Source organism: Paenalcaligenes sp. Me131 (assembly GCF_050487225.1).
GTDB lineage: Bacteria > Pseudomonadota > Gammaproteobacteria > Burkholderiales > Burkholderiaceae_B > Paenalcaligenes.
The window spans coordinates 201,375-218,019 of sequence record NZ_JBKQGY010000003.1 but is presented as its reverse complement, the minus strand read 5'-3'; the positions used below and the strand labels follow the sequence as shown (position 1 = coordinate 218,019).

General features: G+C 51.1%; 18 protein-coding genes. 5 read left to right on the top strand and 13 right to left on the bottom strand.

Going from position 1 to position 16,645, the window contains the following annotated elements; translation table 11 throughout:
• Positions 1 to 17 precede the first annotated feature (17 nt).
• Complete coding sequence (locus ACLPHM_RS12635; protein ID WP_430221589.1) at positions 18 to 1,634, bottom strand: Na/Pi cotransporter family protein; 1,617 nt, start codon at positions 1,632 to 1,634, stop codon at positions 18 to 20.
• Positions 1,635 to 1,889: 255 nt separating this feature from the next.
• On the opposite strand from ACLPHM_RS12635, the gene ACLPHM_RS12630 reads away from it, so the two are divergent.
• Positions 1,890 to 3,545 carry an EAL domain-containing protein gene (locus ACLPHM_RS12630; RefSeq protein WP_430221588.1) on the top strand — a complete coding sequence of 552 codons (1,656 nt, stop codon included), beginning with the start codon at positions 1,890 to 1,892 and terminating at the stop codon, positions 3,543 to 3,545.
• Positions 3,546 to 3,587: 42 nt separating this feature from the next.
• Here the strand turns inward: ACLPHM_RS12630 and proB are convergent, their stop codons facing one another.
• The 9 genes from proB to thiD all read right to left on the bottom strand — a co-directional run bounded on the left by proB (position 3,588) and on the right by thiD (position 11,718).
• Positions 3,588 to 4,739, bottom strand: coding sequence for a glutamate 5-kinase (proB, locus tag ACLPHM_RS12625; protein WP_430221587.1), 1,152 nt, complete (start codon positions 4,737 to 4,739; stop codon positions 3,588 to 3,590).
• A 106-nt stretch (positions 4,740 to 4,845) separates the two neighbouring features.
• Positions 4,846 to 5,979 carry a GTPase ObgE gene (obgE, locus tag ACLPHM_RS12620; protein ID WP_430221586.1) on the bottom strand — a complete coding sequence of 378 codons (1,134 nt, stop codon included), beginning with the start codon at positions 5,977 to 5,979 and terminating at the stop codon, positions 4,846 to 4,848.
• Between the two features lie 106 nt (positions 5,980 to 6,085).
• Positions 6,086 to 6,346 carry a 50S ribosomal protein L27 gene (gene rpmA / locus ACLPHM_RS12615; protein ID WP_135866024.1) on the bottom strand — a complete coding sequence of 87 codons (261 nt, stop codon included), beginning with the start codon at positions 6,344 to 6,346 and terminating at the stop codon, positions 6,086 to 6,088.
• Positions 6,347 to 6,391: 45 nt separating this feature from the next.
• Entirely contained in the window at positions 6,392 to 6,703 is a 312-nt protein-coding gene (gene rplU / locus ACLPHM_RS12610) for a 50S ribosomal protein L21 (RefSeq protein ID WP_135866025.1), read from the bottom strand.
• Positions 6,704 to 6,856: 153 nt separating this feature from the next.
• Complete coding sequence (gene argJ / locus ACLPHM_RS12605; RefSeq protein WP_430221585.1) at positions 6,857 to 8,083, bottom strand: bifunctional glutamate N-acetyltransferase/amino-acid acetyltransferase ArgJ; 1,227 nt, start codon at positions 8,081 to 8,083, stop codon at positions 6,857 to 6,859.
• Positions 8,084 to 8,208: 125 nt separating this feature from the next.
• Positions 8,209 to 8,739: a MarR family winged helix-turn-helix transcriptional regulator gene (locus ACLPHM_RS12600; protein ID WP_430221584.1), complete on the bottom strand. Its 531-nt coding sequence runs from the start codon at positions 8,737 to 8,739 to the stop codon at positions 8,209 to 8,211.
• A gap of 208 nt (positions 8,740 to 8,947) precedes the next feature.
• A complete protein-coding gene (gene hemL, locus ACLPHM_RS12595) occupies positions 8,948 to 10,225 on the bottom strand; it encodes a glutamate-1-semialdehyde 2,1-aminomutase (RefSeq protein WP_430221583.1) in 1,278 nt (425 codons plus the stop codon).
• A gap of 27 nt (positions 10,226 to 10,252) precedes the next feature.
• Positions 10,253 to 10,915, bottom strand: coding sequence for a thiamine phosphate synthase (gene thiE / locus ACLPHM_RS12590; RefSeq protein WP_430221581.1), 663 nt, complete (start codon positions 10,913 to 10,915; stop codon positions 10,253 to 10,255).
• Positions 10,912 to 11,718, bottom strand: coding sequence for a bifunctional hydroxymethylpyrimidine kinase/phosphomethylpyrimidine kinase (thiD, locus tag ACLPHM_RS12585; protein ID WP_430221580.1), 807 nt, complete (start codon positions 11,716 to 11,718; stop codon positions 10,912 to 10,914). Before thiD ends, thiE begins: the two co-directional genes overlap by 4 nt.
• Before the next feature lie 129 nt (positions 11,719 to 11,847).
• Between thiD and ACLPHM_RS12580 the strand changes: the two genes are divergently transcribed.
• Genes ACLPHM_RS12580 through ACLPHM_RS12565 form a run of 4 tightly spaced genes read left to right on the top strand, consistent with a single transcriptional unit; the run spans position 11,848 to position 13,816 of the window.
• On the top strand, positions 11,848 to 12,012 hold the full coding sequence (locus ACLPHM_RS12580; protein WP_073102607.1) for a rubredoxin: 165 nt from the start codon (positions 11,848 to 11,850) through the stop codon (positions 12,010 to 12,012).
• A gap of 43 nt (positions 12,013 to 12,055) precedes the next feature.
• Complete coding sequence (locus ACLPHM_RS12575; RefSeq protein WP_430221579.1) at positions 12,056 to 12,646, top strand: YqgE/AlgH family protein; 591 nt, start codon at positions 12,056 to 12,058, stop codon at positions 12,644 to 12,646.
• A complete protein-coding gene (ruvX, locus tag ACLPHM_RS12570; protein ID WP_430221578.1) occupies positions 12,639 to 13,073 on the top strand; it encodes a Holliday junction resolvase RuvX in 435 nt (144 codons plus the stop codon). Before ACLPHM_RS12575 ends, ruvX begins: the two co-directional genes overlap by 8 nt.
• A complete protein-coding gene (locus ACLPHM_RS12565; protein WP_430221576.1) occupies positions 13,070 to 13,816 on the top strand; it encodes a lysophospholipid acyltransferase family protein in 747 nt (248 codons plus the stop codon). Before ruvX ends, ACLPHM_RS12565 begins: the two co-directional genes overlap by 4 nt.
• A gap of 1 nt (position 13,817) precedes the next feature.
• Here the strand turns inward: ACLPHM_RS12565 and ACLPHM_RS12560 are convergent, their stop codons facing one another.
• The 3 genes from ACLPHM_RS12560 to mtgA all read right to left on the bottom strand — a co-directional run bounded on the left by ACLPHM_RS12560 (position 13,818) and on the right by mtgA (position 16,637).
• Positions 13,818 to 14,663, bottom strand: coding sequence for a symmetrical bis(5'-nucleosyl)-tetraphosphatase (locus tag ACLPHM_RS12560; RefSeq protein ID WP_430221574.1), 846 nt, complete (start codon positions 14,661 to 14,663; stop codon positions 13,818 to 13,820).
• A 1-nt stretch (position 14,664) separates the two neighbouring features.
• The gene (gene lptG / locus ACLPHM_RS12555; protein ID WP_430221572.1) at positions 14,665 to 15,831 is read right to left on the bottom strand and encodes an LPS export ABC transporter permease LptG; all 1,167 of its coding nucleotides are present in this window, start codon (positions 15,829 to 15,831) and stop codon (positions 14,665 to 14,667) included.
• A 65-nt stretch (positions 15,832 to 15,896) separates the two neighbouring features.
• A complete protein-coding gene (gene mtgA, locus ACLPHM_RS12550) occupies positions 15,897 to 16,637 on the bottom strand; it encodes a monofunctional biosynthetic peptidoglycan transglycosylase (RefSeq protein ID WP_430221571.1) in 741 nt (246 codons plus the stop codon).
• Positions 16,638 to 16,645 lie beyond the last annotated feature (8 nt).

Here is a 16,645-nt window from a genome sequence, read left to right as displayed (position 1 = left end):
GCAGGCTTTGCTGCCTCTTATGCAGGTTCTATGTCTGTACCGCTTTCTACGATGGCGTGGTTCTCGGTAGAAAGATAATGGCAGATACGCCATACGTGATAAGCGATGCGCTCTAGCCAGCGCATGGAGTCCAGAATATGCAGGGCTTGGGCAGAGTCCCTGTAACCGTTAGCCGTTTCAGTCATGATTTGCGTACGCGCTTGTTGGCGTAACAAGCCCAGCGCTTCATTTTGATGAGCCAATACCTGCAACCAACCGGCTTCTGCTTGCCCAGATACTCCCTCAATGGCCAGTTTCAGTAGATGGTCTGTACTGTTTAAGGCTGCTTGAAGAATGGCCGGCACATTTTCTATGGGCGTCAGGCGTACGTTAACTGTGCGGCCGTATAGACGTAGCAGGTGATCCAGAACATGCATTTGGGCTAAGTGGGTAGGCACTAACGCATCATGTTCGTCGGTCAAGCGTATATCCGCAAAGAACTCCTGCGAGTCGTCTAACGCCTTGTGTAAGCGTTGGCGTTCTGTGGGGCTTAAGGGGGATTCCGTGGGCATCGTGCAGAGCTGGCGGCCTACGGTAAACAGCTCGTTGGAGAGCAAAACCAACGTCTTATGCATAGACCCCAAGGCCAACTCTGGGACTTGCAACTGCGAGTCATCCAGTTGGCTGGTCAGGGTGTTTTCACGCTCTGGCAGTATGCGTTCTATTAACCGCGCAAAGCGTGCAGCATTGGGCAAGAAAATCGCCACACCCACTGAAATAAACAAAGTGTTGAAGGCTGCTAGCGCCACTGCACCCGCTTGCAGATGCATGTAGGTTTGCATGGCATCAATCAGCCAAAGCAGCAGGGGTAGAATCAGCAGCGCAATCAAGCCGCTAGAGAGGTTAAAGAGCACGTGAGTCAGTGCCGTACGGCGGGCCAAAATAGACCCACCAATAGCAGCCAATACCCCTGTCATCGTCGTACCAATGGCCGCACCAATCACCAGAATGGCGGCTTGCTCAAAGCTAATGGCTCCTACGTCTAGGGCGGTTAGCGTGGCGGCAACCATGGCGGCGGACGATTGCAGAATCACGGTCATCACCGTACCGATCAGCATGATAAGAATGCGGTGCCACCAGCTATCGGGTTGCAACGATTCTAGATTCAGCATGCTGCTTAAACCGGTCATACCGGATTGCAGGGTATCAATCCCCACAAACAACATGCCAAAGCCTGCCATCGCTATACCCAAAGCAGGCCAGCGGCCACGACCTAGTAGCTTGATAAAAGCCCCTATGCCGATGAGCGGCAACATGTAGAGCCCTAGGCTGACCTTCAACCCCAATGTGGCGATAATCCAACCTGTACCCGTAGTCCCTAAACTTGCCCCCATGACCACGCCAATGGCTTGTGTGAAGCTAATCAATCCTGCACTGACAAACCCAATCAAGGTGACTGTTGTGGCGGTAGAAGACTGCAGTAAGATGGTAATTAACGCACCTGATGTAAAGGCACGAAACGGCGTTCCGGTAAAACGAGCTAGGGCTTGACGTAAAGAATTACCGGCAAATGTCGTCAGACCGTCGGTAAGCATAGACATACCGATCAGGAACAGGCCTATACCGCCTAATAGCTGGAAAAGGGTGCTAGTCATGAAAAAGAGAAGGGCAAAAATAAGAAACGGTATGTGGTGATCACTATACCGAATGCGCTCTCACATGGTACGTAGAAAGCCGTGCCGCCGCAAGGAGACAGGATCAATGACTGATATAAATAGTAGCGATTAAATTCGCAAAAAACGGGAAAAGAAAGGTAGTCTGGATTGCGGCTTGTTGCGCAATGAGCGTGCGCACTTTTTTCAGCTCAGATTTCTTTTTGTTTTTATATTTTTCTATTTTGGGATTCCGGTATGCATCGTTATAAAGCGGCGCTGATCAGGATGACCATGCTTGGCTTGGGCGCCATAGTTCCTTCTTTGCTCTTTGCCACCGTGTCATGGCAATTCAGTCTATACAGTGAAGAACAGAGGTTACGCAGTGTCGATCACCTTATTGTGATGCGCACAGAAGATACCCTACGTGCAGCCGAAGATGCATTAAAAGCATTGTCAGCGTATCAGGTAGAAGCCTGTTCGCCACTGCATTTGGAGAGGATGCGGCAAGTGGCGGTCAACTCTCCTGCCATTCAAGAACTAGCTTACACCATGCCTGACGGGAAAAAATGTGTCTTGTGGGGGCAAGTAAATGTTTTCATGGGGATACAAGATGTTAGTTTTGGTACGCCTGGCGGACTGGAAGTAACAGCCGGTATAGAGCTCAGTGAGCTGGAAGCAGAGCGAGTATTGCTGCTGCGCTATGGTAATTACGAGGCTATGGTGCGCGAATGGCGATTTATGGATATGTATCTAACTCGCCCTGCATTGTTAGCATTAGCTACCCTAGATGGCACCTTGGTTGCTGCCTCTGCCGCGTTCCCTCAGGAGCTGCTCACCCAGGTGTTCAGCGTTGAAAATGGCGAGGAGTGGCAAGACAAGCGTTACATCACAGTGATGGAGCGCTATGGTAATTGGTTAGCGGTGTCAATGGTGCCTAGGCAGGGCTTTCTGGGTTACTTGAAAGAAAACCGCGAAAGCATGATGCCCACCATATTCATGCTGACGATGCTGAGTCTGCTGTTGACCTTGTATCTGATGTTAAAGCCACGCTCCTTAACAGCCGCATTACGGCTTGCGTTACGACGACGTGAGATGGAAGTGCACTATCAACCTATCATGCACTTAGAAAGTGGCACATGCGTAGGGGCTGAAGCGTTGATGCGCTGGAAGCGGGGTGATGGCTCATGGATCAGTCCGGAAGAGTTTGTGCCTGCCGCAGAAAAAAGCGGCCAAATTGTTGAGCTGACCAACTTATTGGTTGATCGTGTGGTGGTTGAGATGGGCGACGCTTTGGTGATAGACCGAAATCTACACATTAGCTTGAATTTGAGTTCGCACGATGTACGTAGTGGGCGTATCTTGCCCGTGCTACGTGAGAGCTTCCTTGAGCAAGGGGTGAAAGCCGAGCAATTGTGGCTAGAGATCACCGAACGGGTGAGTATGGATATAGAGGCGGCCAGAGACACCTTGAATGCGGCCCGTGATGATGGTTTTGTGGTGGCGATTGATGATTTTGGTACGGGTTATTCCAGCCTGCAATATTTGCAGAGTTTGCCTGTGGATGTGCTCAAAATAGATAAAGCTTTTATTCACTCTATTGGTACGGGCGCGGCCTCTAGTGCGGTGGTGCTGCACATCATCAAAATGGCGCAAAGCCTAGGTTTAGTGATGGTGGCGGAAGGGGTGGAAACTCAAGAGCAAGCGGATTACTTGCGAGCACATGGCGTGGATTTTGTGCAGGGGTGGCTGTACTCCAAGGCACTGAGCTGGTCAGATTTTGTGATGTTCTATAAACGGCATCAACCTGTTAATGGCGCTACCCCTTGGTCTAAGGCGAGTGACGATTCACCTGCAAAGCCAAAGCGTCCTGAGGTGTCAGCAGGGCATATGTTAGAGACTGCCGGAGAGTAGGCCTGTAGATAGGCAATAAAAAAGGGGCATAAAGCCCCTTTTTTATGTGTTGCTGTTCTGGCTAAACACCATGTTGTCACGGTGAATCAGCTCAGAGGCCGACATACTACCCAATATCTCAGCGATTTTATGACTGGGGGTACGCAGGATGCGTCGGGTGTCAGAGCTGGAGTAGTTGATTAGCCCGCGTCCGTACTCCACGCCATGCTCGTCCACGCAGGCTACAACGTCGCCACGCTCGAAGTCGCCCTCAGCATGTATCACGCCTATAGGCAGCAAGCTCTTGTGGCCGTTGGTCAGCGCTTTGATAGCGCCTTCGTCTAGGGTGACGCGACCACGCACACGCAGATGGTTCGCTAACCAGCGTTGACGCGCCGATTTCACCGGTAAGGTGGCTCGCAACTCGGTGCCTATGCACTCGCCTTGAGCTAAGCGGTGTAAGACGTTTTCTTCTCTACCTGAGGCAATCACAGTATGGCCACCGCTGTTGGCAGCGCGTTTAGCAGCCAAGATTTTGGTCAACATGCCGCCTGTGCCAACAGAGCTGCCGGCGCCACCTGCCATTTTCTCCAGTGCAGGATCACCAGCCTGAGCCACCGAAATAAATTCGGCGTCTGGGTTGCTGCGTGGGTCGGCACTGTATAGCCCTTTTTGATCAGTCAAGATGATCAAGGATTCAGCTTCGATTAGGTTAGTAACCAGAGCGCCTAAGGTGTCGTTATCACCCAGACGAATTTCGTCGGTGACTACGGTATCGTTTTCGTTCACGATAGGCACTACACCCAGCGCTAACAGTGTGTAGAGCGTGCTGCGTGCATTCAAATAGCGGTGTCTATCTGCCAAGTCTTCGTGCGTCAGCAGAATTTGTGCAGTACGGATGCCATGTTTAGCAAATGCCACTTCATAGGCTTGAATCAGCCCCATTTGCCCGACGGCCGCTGCGGCTTGCAGTTCGTGCATCACACTAGGTCGGCGTGTCCAGCCCAGTCGAGCAATACCTTCGGCAATCGCGCCACTGGAAACCAGTACAACTTGCTTACCTTGGCGGTGCAGTTCAGCAATTTGTGCCGACCATTGAGCAACGGCATTGCTATCAATACCGCGACCATTATTGGTCACTAGCGACGAGCCTACTTTCACAACCAAGCGCTTGGCCTGGGCAATAACAGAGGTGTTATTAGACGATACAGACATGGGGACGCAGCAAATAAAGAAGTGATACTACAGTCTAGACTAAAACAGGTACCCGAGTAGGTACCTGTGGATTTTAGCGCTGAATGACGCGAGAGCGTCGCCTTTGCTATTCGTTGTCTGCTGCCGGCGGAGGTACATCAATGTTTTGTCGTTTTTCGTCAAACCTAGGGTCGACCTGAACAAACGTACCCGCTGCTTTTTCTTCCGCTTCTTGCTGTTGACGACGTTGCTCGTCTAGCCAGTTTTGGATGTCGCGAACAAGCTCTTCAGTGCCTTGACCTGTTAGCGCAGACATACCATAGATAGGTGCTTTCCAATCTAAGCGTTTCACCAACTCTGCACGTAAGGCTTCGGGGTCATCCACCATGTCGAGTTTGTTTAGCGCTAACCAGCGAGGTTTGTCGCCCAGTTCTTCACTGTACAAGCCCAGTTCAGCCGTAATCACGTTGATTTGCTCTAACGCTGCTTCTACAGGGTCTACGTCTTGGTCTAAGGTGCTAACGTCCACAATGTGTAGCAACAAACGTGTGCGTGACAGGTGACGCAAGAACAAATGACCTAAACCTGCACCTTCGGATGCGCCTTCAATCAGACCAGGAAGGTCGGCAATCACAAAGCTGTGCGAGGCCGAGGTACGTACCACGCCTAAATTAGGGTGCAGTGTCGTAAAGGGGTAATCAGCAATACGTGGGCGAGCATTCGACACTTTACTGATAAAGGTGGATTTCCCTGCATTAGGTAAACCTAACAGACCTACATCAGCCAACACTTTTAGCTCTAAGCGCAGTTTGCGCTGATGACCCATTTCGCCTGGTGTGCATTGACGGGGAGCGCGGTTGATACTGCTTTTAAAGTGCAAGTTACCCAGACCACCTTGACCGCCAGCGGCCAAGATAACTTCTTGATCGTGGTGATCCAGATCGAACAGCAGTTCGCCTGTTTCGGCATCCATAATGGTGGTGCCTACAGGCATACGCAACACAATATCTGTGCCTGCTGCGCCGTACTGGTCTGAACCTCTACCGTTTTCACCGTTACGTGCGCGGTGCAGTCGAGAAAAACGGTAATCAATGAGGGTGTTGACGTTACGGTCGGCAATAGCATACACGTTGCCGCCACGGCCGCCATCACCGCCATCAGGTCCACCTTTAGGGATGAACTTTTCGCGGCGAAAGCTTGCAGCGCCATTGCCGCCGCGACCGCCTATAACCTCAATGGTTGCTTCGTCTACGAATTTCATAAAGTGATTTGACCTGATGTGTAATGTACTAATGTAAAGATAGATAGTGTAAAGCAAAAAGCCCTGCCGGTTTGGGGCAGGGCTTTGATACTGTCAGTAATGATGCTTATTCAGCAGCGATTACGGAAACAGTACGTTTGTTCAGAGCACCAGAGATGCTGAACTTAACATGACCATTCACCAAGGAGTACAGGGTGTGGTCTTTGCCCATGCCGACGTTTACGCCGGGGTGGAATTCAGTACCGCGCTGGCGAACGATGATAGAACCAGCATTGATGGCTTGGCCACCGTAGATTTTGACGCCCAGTCGTTTCGATTGTGAGTCGCGTCCGTTCCGCGTAGAGCCGCCGCCTTTCTTCTGTGCCATTTTTTAAACTCCAGTTATGCCGGAAGTTCCAAAACTGTACGCTACTTAAGCGTTAACAGCTTCGATACGAACTTCGGTGTAATTTTGACGGTGACCTTGTGTTTTGCGATAGCCCTTGCGACGGCGCATTTTGAAGATCTTGATTTTTGGGTGACGGCCTTGTGCAAGAACAGTAGCTTTAACCACGGCACCATTAACAAAAGGAGTACCCACTTGCAGGGACTCACCTTCACCAACGGACAAAACCTGGTCTAGCGAGATTTCTTGCCCAATGTCTGCCGGTATCTGTTCTATTTTCAATTTTTGGCCAGTAGTAACACGATACTGTTTACCACCGGTTTTTATAACCGCGTACATAGGGAAAATCCTAAAAATCTGGCGAAAATCGCCAAAATCATAAAAATAAAATTATTAGCCTTTTAAGCTAAGCCTTTTATTGTAGGGGAAAAACTTAAAATCCGCAATAAAACAAGCACCTGTAAGGCAGCCTTGAGGGCTGCCCTAGGTGGATCAAGAGCGGTAGTCCGCGTTGATCGTCACGTAATCGTGCGAGAAGTCGCAGGTGTAAACCGTTTCATTGTGCGTGCCGCGATTTAAGTCAATGCGCATCACGATTTCAGCTTCTTGCATCACGCGTTGGCCATCTTCCTCTAGGTAGCTGGCGGCGCGACCACCTTCTTCAGCCACCAATACATCGCCCAACCACAGGCGCAGTTTGCTGACATCTAAGTCTTTAATGCCGGCGTAACCAATGGCACACAGAATACGACCCAAGTTTGGATCGGAGGCGTAGAAAGCGGTTTTAACCAGTGGTGACTGAGCAACAGCGTAAGCCACTTTCAGAGCTTCGGCTTCGTTCGCAGCGTTTTCAACCTGAATGGTCATGAACTTAGTCGCGCCCTCGGCATCGCGTACGATCTTTTGCGCCAATTCGGCAGCAGCGGCCGTCAATGCTTGGTACAGCACAGCGTAGTGAGGGCTGGCAACGGAATCCACCATCACGCCATTTTGGCCAGTAGCCATAATGATGAAGGAATCGTTGGTGGAGGTGTCGCCATCAATGGTGATGCGGTTGAAAGAGCGGTTCGCAATAGAGCGAGTCATCTCTTTTAGCAATTCAGGGGCAATACCGGCATCGGTAGCCAAGAAGCCCAGCATGGTTGCCATGTTGGGTTTGATCATGCCTGCACCTTTGCTGATACCAGTAATGGTGGTCAGGGTGTCGCCCAGTGTGATCTGGCTGGAATGAATTTTAGGCTGGGTGTCAGTGGTCATGATGCTGTGTGCTGCATCAAACCAGCGGTTAGCACCAAAGCTGCCTACAGCAGCTGGCAACGCCGCAACCAATTTTTCCACCGGCAGGGGCTCTAGAATCACACCAGTAGAAAAAGGCAGTACTTGTGATGGACGCAAATCCAGCAGTTCAGCCAACTCTGCACATGTGGTACGCGCATTTTGCAAACCACTTTCGCCAGTAGCGGCATTAGCGTTTCCGGTGTTGATCACCAATGCACGTGTGTCGGCATCGGAGTGCAGGTGAGCTTCACTGACCTGCACGGGTGCCGCACGAAAACGGTTGGTGGTAAAGACACCTGCAACCGCACTGTTGGGAGCAAGTTTAAATACAGTCAGGTCAGGGCGACCCGATTTATGAATACCAGCAGCAGTAATACCAATTTCAACGCCAGCAACAGCGTGAATCTCGGATTCAGCGGGAATTTGCAGATTGACAGCCATAACACACCTGTAGGTGAGAGAGATCAAAAATAGGCTTTAATCATACCCGTTTTGCTGAGCGCAGTGCAGCTACTGATAGGGCTTCGTCGGTATGGCGAAGGGGCGATCAGAGTAAACGGCTAGGGTTAAGAGGCCATCTCAGGAATGTGACTGAACAGACGCGCCATCGTTTTAAGTTCGCCCAGCTGTTCATAGAGTTTCTGGTGACTGTTCTTAGACAACGATGCGAACAGTGTGCGAATCCATGACTCGTGTGCTTGGGATATCTTCTGATACAGCTTGCGGCCTTTGGGCGTTAAGCGAATCAACGAGCTACGGCGGTCAGTATCCAGCTTGGTACGCTCTACCAGCCCATCTTTTTCTAGCTGGTCAGCAATGCCCGTAATGTTGCCGTTCGTGACCATCATGCGTCTAGAAAGATCACTCATTTTCATGCCGCCTGCTTCATGCTGCAGTTGAGCCATGAGATCAAAGCGGGGCAATGTGGTTTGAAACTCGCTACGCAGACGGCTACGGATTTCGTTTTCTATAAAAGTGGTGCAGCTGAGCAGTCGTAGCCATAGGCGTATGTCCTGATGGTCACTAGACACCACACGGCTTTCTAGGTCAGGAGCATCAGCTAAGGTCGCAGTAAAGGGTACATCATGCATATTCATGGCGGTATTCCATAAAGAAGCGCTATATGAATTCAAACCCCGTTAAGGGCTCAGACGATGCATTCAATTCTATTAGTGGGGGGTATCTTTGCCTTGCGAATAATCAAGCTTTTAACATTCGACTGTTCACGAAAAAGCCACTGCCCCATGATACGGCAGTGGCTTGAAGCCCGCTAAATACGCCTTTTACAGCGAAACAACTTCAGCATTAAAGTTGTTTAAATACGTGCTCGGCGGCGTTCAGGGTTTGTGCAACGATGGCGTCATCGTGAGTCAACGACACGAAGCTTGCCTCATACGCTGATGGAGCCAAGTACACACCTGCATCCAGCATGCCATGGAAGAAGCGATTAAATTTCTGTGTATCGCTTTTTGATACTTCGGCAAACGATGTAGGTACTGTGTCAGTGAAATACAGGCCCAACATACCGCCCACGTAATCACTAGAAAACGCGTGGCCAGCAGCACGTGCGCGTTCAGCCAAGCCTTCGGCCAGCACGCGAGTTTGTTTTTCCAGCTGATCGTAGACGCCAGGCGCTTGCAGCAGTTTCAGTGTGGCCAGACCTGCTGCAACGGCAACAGGGTTACCGGACAATGTACCAGCTTGGTACACAGAACCTAGTGGTGCAATGCAATCCATGATTTCGGCTTTACCACCAAACGCACCCACGGGCATACCACCACCAATGACTTTAGCCAGTGTGGTCATGTCAGGACGAATGCCGCTAATGCCTTGTACGCCTTTAGCGCCAGCACGGAAGCCTGTCATCACTTCATCAAAAATCAGCACGGCGCCGTGTTCGGTACATTGCTCGCGCAGGGTTTCTAAGAAGCCAGGAATAGGCTTGATCAGGTTCATGTTGCCAGCAACGGGTTCAACAATAATGCAAGCGATGTCGTCAGCGTGTTGAGCAAAGGCTGCTTTAACGCCTTCGATGTCGTTGAAGTTCAGTACCAGTGTGTGTTGGATGAACTCAGCCGGTACGCCAGCAGATGTGGGGTTGCCGAACGTCAGCAGGCCAGAACCCGCTTTCACCAGCAAGCTGTCAGCATGACCGTGGTAGCAGCCTTCAAATTTGATGATTTTGTTGCGGCCAGTGTAGCCACGAGCCAAACGAATAGCACTCATGGTGGCTTCGGTGCCGGAACTGACCAAACGTACTTTTTCAATGGATGGCAGCAATTGGCAAATCAAGTCAGCCAGTTCTACTTCACCTGCTGTAGGTGCGCCAAAGGACAAGCCGTGTGCAGCGCTTTCTTGAACCGCTTTGATCACTTCAGGGTGTGCGTGACCAAGAATAGCAGGGCCCCAAGAGCCTACGTAATCAATGTACTGGGTGCCTTCTGCATCCCATACCCACGGGCCTTGTGCGCGTTGGATAAAGCGTGGGGTACCACCTACCGAGCCAAAAGCTCGCACGGGGGAGTTAACACCACCAGGAATATGGTGGCAGGCACGTTCGAACAAATCTGCATTGCTAGTCATGTGAAGTATCCGGTAAAGATGAGCGTGTTAAGCGAATTTGGCAAAAAGATCCGTAAAAGCTTGAGCTCGCTGGTAAACGTTGGGAGCCTCAAACAGGCTACTAATAACGGCTATTGTATCGGCTCCGGCCTGAATTACGCTGGCAGCATTGTCCAGTGTGATTCCACCAATGGCGACCACTGTGGGTCTGCCTGAGGCTGTCGCATGTGCGCGGCAGTGGGCCAAGCCTTGTTGTAGGTGTTCGGGTAATGCACGAGGGGCGTTAGGTTTGACGCTAGAGGGGAACATGGCACCAAAAGCCACGTAATCCACGCCAGCTTGTATGGCTTGTAATGCCAAACCAGGCTGGTTGTAGCAGGAGGCTCCCACAAATTTGGGGCTAGGCAGTGCGGCTCTGGCCATGCTCAGTGAGCCGTCATCTTTACCCAAATGTGCACCGTCAGCGTGGCATTGCAGTGCCAACTCCCAGTCGTCATTAATGAGCAAGGGTAAGGTGAGTTCGCGGCAACGTGCGAGCAAAGCCTCTAGTTGCTGACTGGCCAACTCAGGCGTAGCCAATTTGCGCCGCCATTGCAGCACAGTCATGCCACCACGGTGCGCGTCAGAGACTGCATCAAGTAATTTAGCGGTGTCATCCCACTCAGGGGTGACACCATACAAGCCACGAGGAAAACGTAATGTTTGGGTCATAGCGTTTGGTTCAAGATGAGTTTGCCCATGCCGGCTTGAAAATGTCGTTCTGCGCTGCTTTCGGTAAAGCGTATAGCGTCAGTGATGGCCCGATTCATGGGTTTGGCTTGTGCTAGCCCTGCAGCAATCGCAACGCTAAGCGTGGAGTCGGTGTCATGCAGACGATGTGGCGTGGCTTGCAATGGCCAGTGCTGGCGTGTGCCGTCTTGGCCTAGCAACTGGTAGCGAGCTGGGTCTGCACCGTTAGCGGTGGTAGCGCTTAGTAATTGGTTAGCGCCTAAATCCAGCACGGCTTGGAACACATCATCTTGCTCAGGCAAATGACCTGAGTTTTGCAACTGTTCCAATAAGGTACTATCGGCCACGACCAAATCGGTTTGTGGCAGTACCAGTTGAAAAATCGCGTCCATGACATCATCTGTATCTATGTCATGATCGGCCAGCATGTGATCCTGCAATGACTGCAACTGCAGCACCAGCGGAATGGCTGTGTAGTCTGCAGCGACTTGAGCCAGTACACTAGCGGCCTCTGCGCTGTATAGCGGGCCAGCCTTGATGGCGCTGATGGGCATATCTTCCAGCAAACAGCGCATCTGGTCATACAGGTGCTCGGGCGGCACAAGTTGCAATTGTTCGCAGGAAATGGTGTCTTGTACGTGCAAACTGGTGACTACACTGAGCGCGTGGCAACCCAAGCGGGCACAGCTGATGCTGTCCGCCATAAGGTGGGCTGCGCCAGTGGGATCCAGAGGGCCAAACAACAACACCAAAGGTGGTGAGGAAGGCGGTAAATCAGTAGCCATGATGTGAAAAATCAATGAAACTTGAGCAAAGTACGCCAGATTGGCGCAGGGTTTAGTATTATGAAGCCCATTTTAATGGATTGCCTGCTTGCGGGGGGTCCAGAGTTTTTTGAAGAGAGAATTTGAGTTATGCGTACCTGGATGTGTTTGATTTGTGGGTGGATCTATGATGAAGAAGCAGGCCTGCCTGAAGAAGGGATTGCGCCTGGTACTCTATGGGAGGATGTGCCGCCAAACTGGGTTTGTCCAGAGTGTGGTGCACGTAAAGAGGATTTTGAGCTGATTGAAGTCTAATTTCAGTCGTGACGCTACGACATTTAGTATTGGGGGGTTCAACATGAGTACAGCGGAGCAGGCGGTGGAAACACCTGAGCGTATTGATCTCTCCAAACAATTGCTGGTGGCGATGCCTGGGATGGTGACCGGTAGCTTAGCAGGCACGGTGATCTATGTGTGTGAACACAATGAAAACGGTGCACTAGGCGTAGTGATCAATAGACCTACCGATATGACCATCGGAGATCTGCTGCAACGTATAGAGTTAGAACTGACTTTAGACTTAGAAGAGCAGCAGCGTGCCGTCTTTTTTGGTGGCCCGGTGCAAACAGACCGAGGGTTTGTCTTGCATGCTCCAGCAGGTAGTTATAACTCTAGCATCGCATTGGGCGACATGGCATTGACCACATCGCGTGATGTATTGCAGGACGTAGCGGGCGGTAAAGGGCCTGAACAAGTTCTGATTGCCTTAGGGTACGCAGGATGGAGCGCAGGGCAGCTAGAGGACGAAATGTCCCAGAATGCATGGTTAAACGTAGACGCAGACGCCAAAATTTTGTTTGAGCTGCCTGCCGGTGAGCGTTACCATGCGGCGCTAGCACAGTTGGGTATAGACCCGGCCATGTTGAGTATGGCTGCTGGTCATGCCTGAGTTAACCGTGCTGGCCTTTGATTACGGCCTGAAGAAAATTGGCGTGGCGCTAGGCAATACGTTGACCTGGCACGCCCGCCCCTTAACTATTTTGCGGCCAGTCACTAAAATTCAACGTTTTGCAGCGATAGAGGCGCTACTCAAAGAGTGGCAGCCGGATCAGTTGGTGGTGGGTTTGCCGCTTACTACCTCTGGCGAGGAGCAATATGCATCCTTGCGTTGCCGACGTTTTGCCAACCAGTTACAAGGACGGTACGGGCTACCTGTAGTTCTGGTGGATGAACGAGGGTCTAGCATGGAAGCTCAGCAAATACTGGGCAATCATGACGATGATGATGCGGTGGCCGCAGCTGTGATTTTGCAGCGTTGGTTGGACGCTGCCCAAGAAGGGCAGCCTATTTCTACACAAGCAGGAATTGAATCTTGAGTGTATTGCGATTTGTCTGGCGCGCTGCCGGGCTACTGTTGTGGTTGATAGGTGGACTGTTGTCCACACTGTTACTTTTCCCCGTTATTGGTTTTTCACGCCGATTATGGATGATTCAGAACTGGTCTAAAGGTTTGCTGGCCATTTGCGGCGTCAAAGTCGTCGTGCAAGGCAAGCCAGTATTAAACGGTTCAGTCTTATGGGTATCCAATCATTGTTCATGGTTGGATATTTTTGTATTAGATAAGGTGCGCGCTACCTGTTTCGTGGCGAAGAGCGAAATTCGTAAATGGCCAGTGATAGGCTGGTTGGTATCTGGTGCGGGTACGGTGTACATAGATCGTACACACCGACATGCCATCAAAGGCGTGAGCGAGCAGATGAATCAACGCTTCGTTCGCTCTGAAGCCGTGGGCTTGTTTCCTGAAGGCACAACGTCTGCGGGTAACGAGGTCAAACCCTTTCACGCCAGCTTGTTTGAAGCCGCCATACGCGTGAAAGTGGATATTCAACCTGTGGCACTGCGCTATTACCAGCATGGCGAGCGTAGTGCTCGTTTTGCGTTCATTGGCGATCAAAGCCTGATGGCCAATATTTGGATCTTACTGTGCTCACGCGGTGCTATGGTGGAGTGCGAGTTCTTAGACGTGTTGCCTGCAGAACATTGCGTTGAAGTAGGTAGGGCAGTCGTTGCGACAGAAACGTGGCAGCAAGTACATGCTGCCGTCGTAGAAAAAACCTAAGTTAAAACGCCAGCGGGTTTAGCGTTTGAGTCTCTTGGTGCGCTACCTGCACAACTTTTCTATCTGGTAAGCGTATGGCGGTCAGTGATTCGCCCCATACGCAGCCGGTATCCAAACACACGGCATCAGGCCGTTGCATCAAGCCCAACGTAGACCAGTGACCAAAGATCACAGGTACTTCTAGTGCGCGATTAGGTAAATCAAACCATGCTGTGTGGCCCTCTTGTAGATCAGGCGGGCCTTTGTGCTTGGTGTTTAATCGTCCGTCTGGGTAGCAGGTACGCATACGGGTCAGAATGTTGATGATCAAGCGTAGTCGGTCTTGCCCTTGCAGCGAGTCGCTCCATACATCGGGGTGATTGCCAAATAAGCCCTCTAACAGGCTTTTCCAGTTAGGTGCTTGCAGGCATTGCTCTACCTCACGCGCATAGGCTAAGGTTTGTGCCAAGGTCCAGCTAGGGGCTACGCCGGCATGTATGATTAAGTGCTCGTGAACCTGTAAGGCTAGGGGGCAATGGCGCAACCAATCTACGAGTTGCTCGGCATCAGGCGCTGCCAAAATCTCTTGGGCTGTATCTGACTTACCTACCTTACGTACGCCCGCAGCAACACCCAACAAATGTATATCGTGATTGCCCAATAAGGTGATGGCTTTATCGCCCATGGACTGTGCTAGTCGCACACAGTCCAAAGATTGTGGACCACGGTTAATGAGATCACCCGCAAAGCAGAATAGGGCGTCGTGATCGGCTTGTATAGTGGGGTGTGCTAACAAGGCCTCTAAGCTTTGGTAGCAACCTTGTACATCGCCAATCACCCAGACTGGTTTGGAGGTTTCAAGAATCATATCAGTCAGTCGACGCGAGCAAGGAGCGACGACGCGCGAAACGGTTACGGTTTTCCATTAACAGCAAGGCTATCAGTGCGCTACCTAGTGCGATGATATTGGGGCCTAACGCCGTAATCCACGGAGCCCATTTGCTAAGCGTACCAATGTTCAGTGCCATTTGGTTGGCCATGAAAAAGCCTACACCAATCAATATCCCTGCAAACACTTTAGTGCCTACACCACCGCGACGGGTTTGCATGAAGCTAATGGGGGCGGCAATGGTAATCATGACTAACAAGGTGAAGGGGTAGGCAATCTTGCGCCACAACGCCACCATCTGTCGGTCAGTCTGCAACTCATTGGCTTGTAGGTAAGCGATGTAGTCCATCAGGTCGCTGGCAGACATCATCTCGGGTGTTAGGATACGAGCGATTAACCGATCCGCCGTTAACGAAGTGCGAATCTCTAGCGTGGGCTCGGTAGCCAGTGTGCTAAGTGGTTTTTCAGGGGCTTGTTCGCCGTGCAATGCCTGTGACGATGCCGGGTCTATAGTGATCACTGTAGCCTGATCTAAGCGCAGGCCTTCACTGTGGAACTGGCCAGTAGGGGCTTGGGTTAAGGTGTCTAAGCTTTGTTCTGGCAGCATTTCCAGTACGGTGACGTTGTCCACTTTGCCGCTGGCTTGAATGCGTTGAATATTGATGATGCGTGAGCCGCCACCCTCAATGTTTTCCTTAAACCAATAGCCACTGCTTAAGCGACCGCCACCGGATCGTCCCAATAACTGTAGTTGTACTTCGCTGGATTTAATCTGTACGGCAGGGGTGATGTATTCGGAAAGCAAGAATGCACCAACCATCAACGGTATGGTGATGACCCATAACATCCCTAGCATCCCTAAGCCGCTCACCCCCGATACGCGCAAGATCACCAACTCGTTACGCTGTGCTAGGCTGGCTAACGCCAATACCGCACCGATGAGTAACCCGATGGGTAACAGCTCGTATAGCCTAGTAGGAAGTTGCAGGCTTTCTAGATAGAACAGGTTCAACAACGTGAAGCTTTTATTCACTTTGTCTAATTCGTCTATCAGAGCAAAAAAGGTGAAGAGTCCCAGTAGGGCGAGAAGCACTACAGCACAGGATCGGTAGATTTCAGAGGCCAAATAGCGGCGAGCAGTGCGCATTGCAGGGACTTACTAAAGGTCAAAATGCTAAAGGGTAAAGCTTAACAAAATTGCTGCGTGACTGCTTAAGGAATCTGCACCAAACGCATACGTTGCTGGATGGTGTTGGTGCGACTGTTTAAGTAGCGAGTATTACGGTGAGTGTCGTAATAAATAGGATTAGGCAGCATGGCAGCCAAGTTGGCCGCTTGTCGGGGGGTAAGCTGATTTGCACCTACACGGAAGTAGTGTCTGGCAGCGGCTTCCGCCCCAAAGGTGGTTGTCCCCCACTGAGCAATATTAAGGTAGATTTCCAAAATACGCTCTTTGCTCATGACGGTTTCAATCATGTAGCTAAGCACCAGCTCTTGGCCTTTACGCCAATAGCTGCGAGAGTTAGATAAAAAGAGGTTTTTGGCGACTTGTTGGGTAATCGTAGAGCCGCCTCTGCGTAAGGCAGAGCCCTTTTCAGCTTGCGAGCGGTTGTAGGCTAAGGCGCGGCGTATAGCTTCCCACTCAATGCCTTCGTGATTGATGAAGTTGGAGTCTTCTGACGCAATCACAGCACGCTTTAAGTTATTGCTGATATCGGCATAAGCCACCCATTGGTGGGTAATGGCAGCCGCTGGGTCGTGGCTGCGCAATTCTTCTATGGTTTGGCGCATCACAGCGCTAGCCGTAGGGTTTTGCACGCTATACCAACACACCATCAGAAACAAATACACCTGATAGAGCAACAACAACGCAATAGGTAGCAGCACAATAAGGCTGACTACCTTGAGCTTGTTCATTCTGCGCGGTGGCAGCGGAGCAGTGTCGTCTAGCATGAAAAAAG

What these genes read in the sequence shown, in the direction of transcription:
- ACLPHM_RS12635 (WP_430221589.1), bottom strand. Translation starts at nt 1,634, where the DNA reads ATGACTAGCACCCTTTTCCAGCTATTAGGCGGTATAGGCCTGTTCCTG.
- obgE (WP_430221586.1), bottom strand. Translation starts at nt 5,979, where the DNA reads ATGAAATTCGTAGACGAAGCAACCATTGAGGTTATAGGCGGTCGCGGC.
- thiE (WP_430221581.1), bottom strand. Translation starts at nt 10,915, where the DNA reads ATGACCCAAACATTACGTTTTCCTCGTGGCTTGTATGGTGTCACCCCT.
- ACLPHM_RS12580 (WP_073102607.1), top strand. Translation starts at nt 11,848, where the DNA reads ATGCGTACCTGGATGTGTTTGATTTGTGGGTGGATCTATGATGAAGAA.
- ACLPHM_RS12575 (WP_430221579.1), top strand. Translation starts at nt 12,056, where the DNA reads ATGAGTACAGCGGAGCAGGCGGTGGAAACACCTGAGCGTATTGATCTC.
- ruvX (WP_430221578.1), top strand. Translation starts at nt 12,639, where the DNA reads ATGCCTGAGTTAACCGTGCTGGCCTTTGATTACGGCCTGAAGAAAATT.
- ACLPHM_RS12560 (WP_430221574.1), bottom strand. Translation starts at nt 14,663, where the DNA reads ATGATTCTTGAAACCTCCAAACCAGTCTGGGTGATTGGCGATGTACAA.
- ACLPHM_RS12630 (WP_430221588.1), top strand. Translation starts at nt 1,890, where the DNA reads ATGCATCGTTATAAAGCGGCGCTGATCAGGATGACCATGCTTGGCTTG.
- proB (WP_430221587.1), bottom strand. Translation starts at nt 4,739, where the DNA reads ATGTCTGTATCGTCTAATAACACCTCTGTTATTGCCCAGGCCAAGCGC.
- thiD (WP_430221580.1), bottom strand. Translation starts at nt 11,718, where the DNA reads ATGGCTACTGATTTACCGCCTTCCTCACCACCTTTGGTGTTGTTGTTT.
- hemL (WP_430221583.1), bottom strand. Translation starts at nt 10,225, where the DNA reads ATGACTAGCAATGCAGATTTGTTCGAACGTGCCTGCCACCATATTCCT.
- argJ (WP_430221585.1), bottom strand. Translation starts at nt 8,083, where the DNA reads ATGGCTGTCAATCTGCAAATTCCCGCTGAATCCGAGATTCACGCTGTT.
- ACLPHM_RS12600 (WP_430221584.1), bottom strand. Translation starts at nt 8,739, where the DNA reads ATGAATATGCATGATGTACCCTTTACTGCGACCTTAGCTGATGCTCCT.
- lptG (WP_430221572.1), bottom strand. Translation starts at nt 15,831, where the DNA reads ATGCGCACTGCTCGCCGCTATTTGGCCTCTGAAATCTACCGATCCTGT.
- rpmA (WP_135866024.1), bottom strand. Translation starts at nt 6,346, where the DNA reads ATGGCACAGAAGAAAGGCGGCGGCTCTACGCGGAACGGACGCGACTCA.
- mtgA (WP_430221571.1), bottom strand. Translation starts at nt 16,637, where the DNA reads ATGCTAGACGACACTGCTCCGCTGCCACCGCGCAGAATGAACAAGCTC.
- rplU (WP_135866025.1), bottom strand. Translation starts at nt 6,703, where the DNA reads ATGTACGCGGTTATAAAAACCGGTGGTAAACAGTATCGTGTTACTACT.